Here is an 11,757-nt window from a genome sequence, read left to right on the forward strand (position 1 = left end):
GAATATAGTCTAGAGTAATGCTTAAAAATACATCATCTACGTAAACTCAACTAAATGGAAAGTTATGAATAAATTTCTACTCATTTTGTGTATCGCTTTATCCTCTATTATTTTTAATTCTGCCGTCGCTAATAATGATAACAATACTGAAAACGTCATGAGTGACAAAGCATTGATGTCGAAAACGAGTCACAAGGGTGTTTTCAACGGTCAAAAAGTGACGTATCAGGTGTATTCGGGTGACACATTTATACTAGACAATGACGGCAATCAGAAAGCCTCTATTTTTAGTACTGCCTATTTCCGCACGGGAGTTAAAAATAGCGAGAAACGTCCACTTATTTTTGTTTTCAATGGCGGCCCTGGATCTTCAAGTGTTTGGTTACATATGGGTGTCTTCGGTCCTAAATATGTTGAGTTGCCTAGCGATGCTGATCCTGTCAGTGCAGCCCCGTTTTCAGTAATCGACAATCCCCATAGTTTACTCGACATAGCCGACATGGTGTTTATCGATCCGGTGGGAACTGGATATTCTAAGGCGCTTGGGGAATATAAGGGCAAGGACTTCTGGGGCGTGAAAGAAGACGCTGTTGTAATGTCTGATTTTGTGCGCGTATTTACCACCCAGCATGAACGATGGAACAGTCCAAAGTATTTGGCGGGTGAAAGTTATGGCACTACCCGTGCAGCTGCGATGGTGAAGGAGTTACAAGAGGGCTGGGGTTCTCTCGACTTAAACGGTGTTTTTTTGATTTCATCAATAATCGATTTTCAGACAGGTGACTTTACCCCTGGAAACGATATTCCATATGTTACTTTTTTGCCTACATACGCTGCTACAGCGTGGTACCACGATGCGATCGATAACAAGGATAAATGGCCAAATATTGAAGCTTTCCTTGATGAAGTCAGGCAGTTTGCATTAAACCAATACAATACATTTTTATTCAAAGGCGCTCTCGCAACAACACAAGAAACCCAATTTGTGATTGATCAGTTGCATGCCTACACAGGTCTTTCAAAAACATATATCAAGAATACAAATATGCGCATTAATGAATTCTATTTTATGAAGGAGTTATTGCGACACCGTGGTCAAGTCGTTGGTCGTCTAGACAGCAGATATTTGGGTACGGAAACTAACAACATTGAGCCAAGGTTTGAAGATGATCCTGCCGGTTACGCGATAGACGGCGCATATACTGCTGCTATTCAGCAATACTTAGCAAAAGATCTGAAAGTAAAACGACTAGAGCGATACAACATTTTGAGTGGTGAAGTATATAGCAACTGGAATTGGCTTTATGGAGGAACTGCAAGACAACAAGGATTTTTAAACGTCACTCCATATCTTGCTAAAGCACAACATCAAAATAGAGACTTTAGAATTTTTGTTGCAAATGGCTACTACGACCTAGCGACACCATTCTTTGCAACAGAGCATTCAATGAATCACCATGGAATTATTAAAGAAAAACTCACAATGAAGTATTACGAATCGGGTCATATGATGTATATTCACCACCCTTCGCTGAAGCAGCTGGCAAATGATATGCGAGAATTCGTAAAACAAGGCCAGTAAAGACAGATTTTTGAGTAATGTATTAAGGGTGATTAATGGCTTGGCAACAACTAAAAATTAACGTGAAAGCAGAGCATGCTGAAGCCGTGGGCGATATGTTAAGCGCTAATAAGGCCTTAGCAGTCACCTTTGTTGATGCTAAAGACACGCCAATGTATGAGCCGAAGCCAGGTGAAGTATTGTTGTGGCCTGACACACAGGTAGTAGGACTGTTTGATGCCAGTGACGATTTAAGCTTTGTAATAAAGCGCCTAGAAAAAGCCAAAGCACTTGGGAAAGACTTTGTTCATGTTGTCGACCAACTAGAAGATAAAGATTGGGAACGGGAATGGATGGAGAACTTTCACCCAATGCAATTTGGTGAGCGCTTATGGATTTGTCCTAGCTGGTTAGAAGCACCAGATCCTAATGCCGTCAATATTTTACTCGATCCTGGCTTAGCATTTGGAACGGGCACACACCCTACTACCTCACTTTGTTTGCAATGGTTAGATAAGGCTGATGTAGAAAATAAAACCGTTGTCGACTTTGGTTGTGGTTCCGGCATTTTGGCAATAGCAGCGCTCAAATTAGATGCCGCAAAAGTGATCGGCATCGATATTGATCCACAAGCATTGCAAGCCACCATGGACAACGCCTCACGAAACAAAGTAGAAAACCGACTGTCAGTATTCTTACCTGCTGACCAACCCGATTTACAAGCTGATATTGTTATGGCGAATATTTTGGCAGCACCTTTAAAAGAGCTCAGTGAAGTAATATCCAATTACTGTACAAAAAATGGACAACTTATTATGTCGGGGATTTTAGTCGAGCAAGCTGATGAAGTGATGTCTCATTATAAGGAGCAGTTTATTTTTCAAGCAGTTGAAGTTGAAGGAGAATGGGTGAGGCTATCAGCTACGAAAAAAAGTTAGACATAAGTATAATTAAACACCTTAGGCGTTTAAGTTCTGGCGGGTACTGAGGTTTCGTAGATAATTTTTTTTCGTTCTTAAATTATAAGATAACTAATTGACCTAAATCATAATATTTTTTTTGCGTTCATTTTTTAAACAATACGAACGAAATTTATGCTTTTTATTTGTACAAAAAATAAGTAATATACCGCTCAGATTAAGCCACATCTGACCAGTTACACTTTAATTATTTCTGAGTAGTCGTCGTCTTAAGTAAACATTTCTTAAGGATAAAGGAGTTACAGTGAAAATTGGTCCCTACACATTAGACAACAATCTAATGCTTGCTCCAATGGCAGGAGTAACCGACAGACCTTTTAGGCAGTTGTGTAAACAGATGGGTGCAGGTTTAGTAGTATCCGAGATGCTTTCTAGTAATCCTAGAGTATGGAACACAGCTAAATCACAGTTAAGAATGAACCATCAAGGTGAATCGGGCATACGCTCGGTACAAATCGCTGGATCGGAGCCACTGTTAATGGCTCAAGCAGCACAGTTTAATGTTGAGAATGGCGCACAAATCATTGATATCAACATGGGCTGCCCTGCCAAGAAAGTGAACAAAAAGTTAGCGGGCTCAGCCTTGCTTCAACAACCTGATTTGGTTGAGTCAATTGTGAAAGCAGTTGTCGAAGCAGTGCAAGTGCCGGTTACATTAAAAATCCGTACAGGATGGGACACCGATAACATTAATGGTGTTCAGATTGCCCAAATTGCTGAGGCAAACGGGATTCAATCATTAGCAGTGCATGGTAGAACACGTGCCTGTATGTACAAAGGGAATGCGGAATACGATACGATCCGGAAGATCAAAGAAACTATTAGTATTCCTGTCATCGCCAACGGAGATATTGTAACCGTAGATGACGCGAAAGCAGTTCTTAGTTTCACTGGTGCTGATGGAATAATGATTGGCAGAGGAGCCCAAGGCAACCCTTGGATTTTTCGTCAAATCGATTATTTCATGAAAACTGGGGAGTACTTATCAGAACCACCAATCGCTGAAAAGTTGGACGTGCTTACGAAGCACATCCAGAATGTTCAGCAATTTTATGGCGATACTATGGGAGTACGAATCGCTAGAAAACATGTTGGTTGGTACGTTGAAAAGTATGATTCTGATAGAACCTTTCGTCGAGTATTTAACGCTATCGAGGATGGTGAAAGCCAAATCGACGCTTTAAATGCTTATTTTTCATCGTTGTCTGAGCGTGAAGAAATTTCCATCACGCCTGCAGCTTAAGTATTTCATTTTAAAAAGAGCAGTAAAAGTATTATGTTCGATCAAAACCTAACGTCACCATTTACAACGACAGTAACAACACCAACCCAAGCGCAAACTCAAAAGCCTCTAAGAGCATCTGTAAAGCAAGCGGTTAATAAATATTTAAAAGAATTAGATAATCAAGACATTGATAACTTGTATGACTTAGTTTTAGCTGAAATTGAAGCTCCGTTATTAGAAGAAGTAATGACATACACACGCGGTAACCAAACAAGAGCAGCCAACTTGATGGGTATTAACCGTGGTACTCTGCGTAAAAAACTTAAGCAATATGGTATGAACTAATCTAGTAGACTTTGAATACTGTTTTCCTAGTGTTAGGTCTTCCTTTTAACGCTTAAAGTCTTTCAAAGTACTAGTTTTAAAAAACCCGATGTGTTTAACGATACATCGGGTTTTTTATGCCGGTAGAAAAGTGGTATTAGTTCAGAAGTAGTTAGCGAATGAAGCCTTAACATGCTCGTATTGTTCAATAGCCCGACTTTGCTCTTCTTGGTATTGTGGAATTTGCTCGATGAGTTCTAGCATGTTTATTTCCAAGGATTCTATCTGTTGGCGAATTTCCAGTCTTTCCGCTCGAACCAAACCGTCAGCTATCATTAAATTGTTTTTATCTACAATCAGTTCTTCGAAGTTTTCAATTCGTGCATATAAGCGTTGCAAATCATCATCTGCCGAATTCATCGCAAGCTGCGCTGAATAAATTTGCTTACCATCTGATAAGCCATATAGGAATGCTGGCGCGAGATCTTCAGGACAATTTCGATTGTAGCTTTGCCCTTTCATGCCAAGAAAGAAACCGTTGGTTTGCGTACAGTACTTTTTAGAACCTTCTACATGCCCTTCTAAGTACTCATTTATATTTGCCGTTACACCGTGTGCTGAACACTCTTTACGATGTTGTGAAAACTTTGCATCACGAGCACCAGAAACGCCGTCTTCATAGCCTATAGCCCGCCAGTTTGCCGTTTCGCATTCAGCCTGATTCATATTTGCACAGCCACTGAGATTAGATAATGAGAGTGCTACTATCGAGACTAAAACAGCATTTTTCATTGTCATGAAATTGTCCTTTTCTATTTTTTAACTACTGAAAATAATTGAGCTACTGCTAGCAATCAAACCCATTAAACTATTGCGACGAGGCGAGTATAGCAAAGCCCAATGCGTGCGAAAGTATCAAATTCAACAACATTGTTAGCTTTTGTTTCATTCAAGCAATATTTTTGGTGCTAAAAACAGCAAAACTTAGTATAATCCGCGCCCATCCAAAGACTGTTAAACCCCTTCAATTTGTTAGCATCAAGTTAATGTCTGCTTAAGTAGTGTGAGCTATTTTTGTTTTCAATAATTGTCGAACCCAATAACCGTAGAGAACACAATGCAAAAAGCTAAACCTATCCAACGAGCCTTATTAAGCGTTTCTGACAAAACCGGAATTGTCGAGTTTGCATCCGCTCTTGCTAAGCAAGATGTAGAGCTACTATCAACTGGCGGCACTGCTAAGTTGTTAAGAGAAAACTCAATACCAGTGATAGACGTGTCGGAGCATACTGGGCAACAAGAGATTATGGATGGTCGAGTAAAAACATTACACCCGAAAATTCACGGTGGCATTTTGGGTCGTCGCGACTTAGACCAATTAGTGATGCAAGAGCAAAACATTGCGCCAATCGATTTAGTCGTTGTCAATCTTTATCCGTTTGCAGCCACGGTTGCAAATCCGGACTGTAGTCTTGAGGATGCGGTTGAAAATATTGATATTGGTGGGCCAACGATGGTGCGTGCCGCAGCTAAAAATCATAACGATGTTACGATTGTGGTTAACGCAAATGATTACTCGAAGGTGCTACAAGAAATGCAAGACAACAGTGGCAGCGTGACTTTCGCCACACGTTTCGATCTAGCAATAAAAGCCTTTGAACATACTGCTGAATACGATGGCATGATTGCTAATTACTTTGGTGCAAAAATAGAATCCGTTAGCCAATCATGTGCAGATGAATGTGATCATAATCACAGCGAGTTCCCACGCACTTTCAATGTACAAATGACCAAGAAACAAGATCTACGCTATGGTGAGAACAGCCACCAGGAAGCCGCATTTTATGTTGAGAATGATATTCAAGAAGCCTCAGTAGCAACAGCTGTGCAATTACAAGGTAAAGAATTGTCATTCAACAACATTGCTGACACCGATTCTGCGCTTGAGTGTGTGAAAGAGTTTGAAGAGCCGGCATGCGTAATCGTCAAACATTCAAACCCATGTGGCGTATCAATTTCGGATGATATTTTCCTTGCTTATGATAACGCTTATAAAACTGACCCGACATCAGCCTTCGGCGGTATTATTGCCTTCAACCGTGAGCTTGATGCTAAAACTGCGCAAGCGATTATCGACCGTCAATTCGTTGAAGTCATTATTGCCCCCTCGGTTAGTGAAGAAGCACAAAAGGTTATTGCAACAAAGAAAAATGTACGCTTGCTTGCTTGTGGTGACTGGCAAGGTCAACTTACCGATGGTTACGATTTCAAACGCGTAAACGGTGGCATGTTAGTGCAAGAAAGGGATTTCGGCATGGTAGAAAAAGAAGATCTCGAAGTTGTTAGCGAAGTTAAGCCAACTGATAAGCAGCTAGACGACTTACTATTTACTTGGAAAGTCGCTAAATATGTAAAATCGAATGCCATTGTTTATTGTCGTGATGGCAAAACGATTGGCGTTGGCGCCGGCCAAATGAGTCGCGTCTATTCAGCGAAAGTGGCTGGCATAAAAGCTGCCGACGAAGGATTAGAAGTTGAAGGTTGTGTCATGGCTTCTGATGCATTTTTCCCTTTCCGTGATGGTATCGATGCAGCTGCAGCAGCAGGAATCAAAGCCGTTATTCAGCCGGGTGGGTCAATGCGTGATAACGAAGTGATTGAAGCCGCAAATGAACACGGCATCGCGATGGTATTTACTGGTATGAGACACTTTAAACATTAATATGTGATCCGTGCGACATGAGTGAATGAGTGAGCGAGTTAGTAGATCAGAAACCCTTGTTAAAAATTTAAGAAATAGAGAGTGCAAATGAAAGTATTAGTAATTGGTGGTGGCGGTAGAGAGCATGCATTAGCATACAAAGCAGCAGAATCAACATTAGTTACTGAAGTATTTGTTGCGCCCGGTAATGCTGGAACAGCGCTTGAGCCAAAGCTAACTAACGTGGCAATTAGCGCTGAAGACAATCAAGCTTTACTAGCGTTTGCTTTATCAGAAAAAATTGGTCTTACCATTGTTGGGCCAGAAGCGCCCCTAGTTGCTGGTATTGTAAATTTATTTCAAGAAAACAATTTAGCTATATTTGGTCCAACTGAAGGGGCAGCTCAACTCGAGGGCTCAAAAGCATTCACAAAAGACTTTCTAGCTCGTCATAAAATTCCCACCGCTGATTATGCAAACTTTACTGAAATAGAGCCTGCCCTCGCCTATGTTCGAGAAAAAGGTGCTCCGATTGTAGTGAAAGCCGATGGCTTAGCTGCAGGGAAAGGCGTTATCGTTGCAATGACACTGAGACAAGCTGAAGATGCCATAAAGGACATGCTAGCGAGTAACGTATTTGGCGAAGCTGGCAGTCGCGTCGTAATAGAAGAGTTCCTAGATGGCGAAGAAGCGAGCTTTATCGTTATGGTCGATGGCAAGAATATCCTTCCCTTCGCAACGAGCCAAGATCACAAGCGTGCATACGACAAAGATCAAGGCCCAAATACCGGTGGTATGGGAGCTTATTCTCCTGCGCCAGTAGTCACACCTGAAATATTTGAGCGAGTGATGAAAGAAGTCATCGAGCCAACCGTTTCAGGCATGGCAGAGGAAGGTCATCCGTATTCAGGCTTTCTATATGCAGGCTTGATGATTGATGCCGATGGCACACCGAAAGTGATTGAGTACAATTGCCGCTTTGGCGATCCGGAAACACAACCCATCATGATGCGCTTGCAATCCGATCTTGTCGCCTTATGTCTGCTAGCCTGCAAGCAAGAGTTGGACACTGCGCAAATCGAATTTGATGACCGAGCTGCTGTAGGGGTGGTATTGGCCGCTGAAGGTTACCCTGGCGCTTATCCCAAAGGTGATGAGATTCATGGACTTAGCGATGCTGCTTTATTGCCTGGCAAAGTATTTCATGCAGGAACGAAAATTGATGGGGACAAAATAGTCACTAACGGCGGTCGCGTATTATGTGCAACTGGTTTGGGTCAAACCGTGACAGAAGCGCAGCAAAATGCCTACTCCTTGGTGGATGCGATTGATTGGCAAGGTGTGATGTTCAGAACCGATATTGCTTACCGTGCAATAGCCCGTGAAAACAACAAGAACTGAAAAACACCTTGACCACCTGTGCTGGGTTGCTTATAACTAGGGTAATTCAATTACCCTAGAAGCCTATGTCTGTAAAACATCCGATTATTGCAATAACCGGTTCATCCGGTGCTGGAACAACTACCACGACGAATGCCATAAGGCATATATTCCGTAACCTGAAGGTAAATTCGGCGTCCGTTGGTGGCGACAGCTTTCATCGCTTTACTCGCCCAGAAATGGAAGTAGAAATCCGCAAAGCGCAGGAGCAAGGGCGTCACATCAGTTATTTTGGCCCTCATGCCAATGACTTTGAGCTGCTCTCAAAATTATTTGTCGAATACGGTGAAACAGGCAAAGGACAACACAGACAGTACTTACACACTTTCGATGAAGCGGTCCCTTTCAATCAGATGCCAGGTACTTTCACGCCTTGGCAAGATTTACCAGAGAATACAGACTTACTGTTCTACGAAGGCTTGCATGGCGGTGTAGAAACAGACACAGTCGATGTTGCCTCTCACGTCGACTTGCTCGTTGGTATGGTGCCCATCGTAAACTTAGAGTGGATCCAGAAGATCGTAAGAGATACCACTGACAGAGGACATTCTCGTGATGCTGTGATGAGCAGTATCGTGCGCAGTCTCGATGATTATTTTCAATATATTACGCCGCAATTCTCGCGTACCCACGTTAACTTCCAACGCGTACCTACCGTTGATACCTCTAACCCCTTTAGCGCGCGTGAAATTCCTACGCAAGATGAAAGTTTTGTTGTGGTTCGTTTCCGCCGTGAAATGAAAAGTGTCGACTACCCCTATTTGTTAAAGATGATTGATGGTGCCTTTATGTCCCGCGTAAATACTATCGTTGTGCCGGGTGGAAAAATGGGGCTTGCGATGGAGTTAATTTTAACCCCACTGATCGAAGAGCTGTTAGATAAAAAACGGCGAGCTGGCTATCAGATGGACTGGTTAGCCGACAATAAATAACGTAAAAATTAAATTGCTTTTTCGTACAATAAGTTAGTATATATTTTAACCTTTTTTTGCGTTTTGCTATTGTATAAACACAGCAAAATGCTATCTTAATAGGGTAGTGAAGAAAAACAGCTAATTCGTTGATTGCGTGGATTAGTTGTACCGCCGTTTATCGGCGGTTTTTTTTGCCTAAAATTCAAGTATTTCCCAGTTTTCCCTTCAAAATCCCCCTAAATTTAAGCACTAGACATCATTTGTAACAATCATCAACACATCCCCTCTTTCGAGTTTGCCAATGATGTCTTATAGTGTGAGATATAAATACTAATGTTGGATGAGATTGATGGGTCAGGAAACCTCTAAAATTCTAGTTGTCGATGATGATATGCGTTTGCGCGCCTTATTAGAGCGATATTTAGTAGAACAAGGCTATCAAGTTCGCAGCGCAGCAAACAGTGAGCAAATGGATAGGCTTTTAGAAAGGGAAAACTTTCATCTAATGGTACTTGATCTGATGTTGCCTGATGAGGATGGTTTATCAATTTGCCGTCGATTGCGCCAACAAGAAAATCAAATCCCTATTATCATGTTAACGGCTAAAGGTGATGAAGTAGATCGAATTATTGGACTCGAAATGGGCGCCGACGACTACTTACCAAAACCATTTAACCCCAGAGAATTACTGGCACGAGCAAAAGCCGTTTTACGCCGAAAAACAACCGAGGCTCCTGGCGCACCATCACAGTCAGAGCAAATTGTCAGTTTCGGTAGTTACAAATTGAATTTGGCTACTCGTGAAATGTCTGATAACGGTAAGCCTCTAACCCTAACTAGCGGCGAGTTTGCAGTACTAAAATCTTTGGTCACACATGCACGTGAACCACTTTCACGCGATAAGCTGATGAACCTAGCGCGCGGCAGAGATTATAGTGCATTGGAAAGAAGCATCGATGTTCAGGTTTCTCGATTACGCAGAATGCTTGAAGTGGATCCCGCTAGTCCGCGATACATTCAAACTGTTTGGGGCTTGGGTTATGTATTTGTGCCAGACGGTGAAATAGACGTTTAATTCGCGTGCGTTTTCTCCCTAAAAGTACATTCGGACAAACAGTCGTGTTGATCGCAGGTTTACTCCTGATCAACCAAATCGTGACTTATTTGTCCGTTATTAACTACTTTATACGCCCCAGCTATCAACAAATTAATACCTTGGTTGCCACTCAAGTTGAGCAAATATTCTTGCAAGGTCTAAACTCGCCCGACAACCCATTGCGCGATGAGTTTATGGAATCTACCGGCACCCGCTTTCATACTCCGGAATCGGCGATGCATGCAGGCTTGCGCGACGCGACATATTATAGCTTTATGTCCAAGCAGATCTCTAAAAAACTGGGTGGAGAAACAGACGTTAGAACCACCGGCGGTGTTAATTACCTCATGTGGATCAGGCCACCACAAGATCCAAATATTTGGATTTCTATACCGATGCAAGGCATTGAAGAAAGCGATTTCTCGCCACTCACTATTTACCTTATTGTTATTAGTATATTAAGTGTTGCTGGAGGTTGGTTGTTCGTTCGGCGATTAAACCGACCTTTGCAAGCATTGCAGCGTGCCGCTCGAAAAGTGGGTAAAGGGCAGTTCCCAGACCCCTTGCCACTGGAAGGAAGTAGTGAAATGGTCGCTGTAACCAATGCATTTAATAAAATGTCGCAAGGTATTCATCAACTAGAAAGTGATCGCGTACTTATGACTGCTGGTATTTCTCACGATTTACGCACTCCTTTAACGCGCATTCGCCTTGCCAGTGAAATGCTGCCTGAAGACCAAGCGTGGGTAAAAGACGGCATTGAGCATGATATAGAAGACATGAACGCCATCATCGATCAGTTTATTGACTATGCGCGTCAAGACAGACAAGAAGCTACGGAGAACGTCGACCTCAATCGAGTCATAAAAGAACTAGTTGAAGGGCGAATTCTTGAACCAGATCACAGTATAGAACTTCAGCTAGCACAGTTACCGAATGCCAAATTAAGGGTTGTGGGAATCAAGCGGGTTCTCGATAATCTAATTGAAAATGCATTTCGTTATGGCAGCGAGAGAATTTCCATTATTACCAATGTTGATCACAAAGCAAAGGTGTTGATCTGTAATGTGCGTGATTATGGCAAAGGCATTCCAGAAGCCGACATTCCAATGTTATTTGCTCCATTCGCGCAGGGTGACAAAGCCCGCGGCTCAGTTGGTTCAGGCCTTGGTTTGGCTATTACTAAGCGCATAGTCGAAAGCCACGGCGGCAAGATGCTCTTCACCAACCACTCAAGCGGCGGCCTCTCCGCTGGTTTTAGCCTTCCTTACAGCACGTAAACCCTTTTTGCTGATTGAGGTCCCCGCCTGCGCGGGGATGACGATTGTTGTATTAAATTGATAACTTTGGGTGTGCTGATGGAGGTCCCCGCCTGCGCGTAATGCTGTTCGGTTAAGGTTTTTTCCTTAGATGTTCGGCTTTCTTTAATGGGAATCTTGTTGGCTTTATCTTTACGGCTCTAGGATAATCCGGCCGGTCAGGCTCAGGCAGAATGAAGTCTTTGAGCGTTTCAGTC

10 protein-coding genes are annotated in these 11,757 nt (G+C 42.5%); 9 read left to right on the top strand and 1 reads right to left on the bottom strand.

The annotated features are described in order from the left end of the window. Positions 1-64: 64 nt before the first annotated feature. From ACKLNX_RS04960 to fis, 4 genes are all read left to right on the top strand, one after another. Positions 65-1,582 (top strand): S10 family peptidase, encoded by a 1,518-nt coding sequence (locus ACKLNX_RS04960; RefSeq protein WP_412971463.1) that lies wholly within the window; start codon positions 65-67, stop codon positions 1,580-1,582. A 35-nt stretch (positions 1,583-1,617) separates the two neighbouring features. Beyond that, on the top strand, positions 1,618-2,499 hold the full coding sequence (gene prmA, locus ACKLNX_RS04965; RefSeq protein WP_412971464.1) for a 50S ribosomal protein L11 methyltransferase: 882 nt from the start codon (positions 1,618-1,620) through the stop codon (positions 2,497-2,499). A 286-nt stretch (positions 2,500-2,785) separates the two neighbouring features. Next, on the top strand, positions 2,786-3,784 hold the full coding sequence (dusB, locus tag ACKLNX_RS04970; protein ID WP_411694268.1) for a tRNA dihydrouridine synthase DusB: 999 nt from the start codon (positions 2,786-2,788) through the stop codon (positions 3,782-3,784). A 33-nt stretch (positions 3,785-3,817) separates the two neighbouring features. Continuing rightward, positions 3,818-4,111, top strand: a complete 294-nt coding sequence (gene fis / locus ACKLNX_RS04975; RefSeq protein ID WP_014110420.1) for a DNA-binding transcriptional regulator Fis — start codon at positions 3,818-3,820, stop codon at positions 4,109-4,111. A 141-nt stretch (positions 4,112-4,252) separates the two neighbouring features. On the opposite strand, the gene ACKLNX_RS04980 is transcribed toward fis, so the two are convergent. Then, a complete protein-coding gene (locus ACKLNX_RS04980) occupies positions 4,253-4,888 on the bottom strand; it encodes a DUF2799 domain-containing protein (RefSeq protein WP_412971465.1) in 636 nt (211 codons plus the stop codon). 319 nt (positions 4,889-5,207) lie between these two features. On the opposite strand from ACKLNX_RS04980, the gene purH reads away from it, so the two are divergent. From purH to envZ, 5 genes are all read left to right on the top strand, one after another. Beyond that, on the top strand, positions 5,208-6,812 hold the full coding sequence (purH, locus tag ACKLNX_RS04985; RefSeq protein WP_412971466.1) for a bifunctional phosphoribosylaminoimidazolecarboxamide formyltransferase/IMP cyclohydrolase: 1,605 nt from the start codon (positions 5,208-5,210) through the stop codon (positions 6,810-6,812). Positions 6,813-6,899: 87 nt separating this feature from the next. Next, positions 6,900-8,192, top strand: a complete 1,293-nt coding sequence (gene purD, locus ACKLNX_RS04990; RefSeq protein ID WP_412971467.1) for a phosphoribosylamine--glycine ligase — start codon at positions 6,900-6,902, stop codon at positions 8,190-8,192. 65 nt (positions 8,193-8,257) lie between these two features. Beyond that, a complete protein-coding gene (locus tag ACKLNX_RS04995; protein ID WP_411694264.1) occupies positions 8,258-9,163 on the top strand; it encodes a phosphoribulokinase in 906 nt (301 codons plus the stop codon). Positions 9,164-9,494: 331 nt separating this feature from the next. Then, entirely contained in the window at positions 9,495-10,220 is a 726-nt protein-coding gene (gene ompR / locus ACKLNX_RS05000; RefSeq protein WP_411694263.1) for a two-component system response regulator OmpR, read from the top strand. A 5-nt stretch (positions 10,221-10,225) separates the two neighbouring features. Further along, positions 10,226-11,521: a two-component system sensor histidine kinase EnvZ gene (gene envZ, locus ACKLNX_RS05005; RefSeq protein ID WP_412971468.1), complete on the top strand. Its 1,296-nt coding sequence runs from the start codon at positions 10,226-10,228 to the stop codon at positions 11,519-11,521. Positions 11,522-11,757 lie beyond the last annotated feature (236 nt).

Source organism: Glaciecola sp. MF2-115, assembly GCF_047250385.1.
Classification (GTDB): Bacteria; Pseudomonadota; Gammaproteobacteria; order Enterobacterales; family Alteromonadaceae; genus Glaciecola.

Excerpts from the sequence above, each read along its gene's own strand:
- ACKLNX_RS04960 (WP_412971463.1), top strand. The coding sequence starts at position 65 with ATGAATAAATTTCTACTCATTTTGTGTATCGCTTTATCCTCTATTATT.
- prmA (WP_412971464.1), top strand. The coding sequence starts at position 1,618 with ATGGCTTGGCAACAACTAAAAATTAACGTGAAAGCAGAGCATGCTGAA.
- fis (WP_014110420.1), top strand. The coding sequence starts at position 3,818 with ATGTTCGATCAAAACCTAACGTCACCATTTACAACGACAGTAACAACA.
- ACKLNX_RS04980 (WP_412971465.1), bottom strand. The coding sequence starts at position 4,888 with ATGACAATGAAAAATGCTGTTTTAGTCTCGATAGTAGCACTCTCATTA.
- purH (WP_412971466.1), top strand. The coding sequence starts at position 5,208 with ATGCAAAAAGCTAAACCTATCCAACGAGCCTTATTAAGCGTTTCTGAC.
- purD (WP_412971467.1), top strand. The coding sequence starts at position 6,900 with ATGAAAGTATTAGTAATTGGTGGTGGCGGTAGAGAGCATGCATTAGCA.
- ACKLNX_RS04995 (WP_411694264.1), top strand. The coding sequence starts at position 8,258 with ATGTCTGTAAAACATCCGATTATTGCAATAACCGGTTCATCCGGTGCT.
- ompR (WP_411694263.1), top strand. The coding sequence starts at position 9,495 with ATGGGTCAGGAAACCTCTAAAATTCTAGTTGTCGATGATGATATGCGT.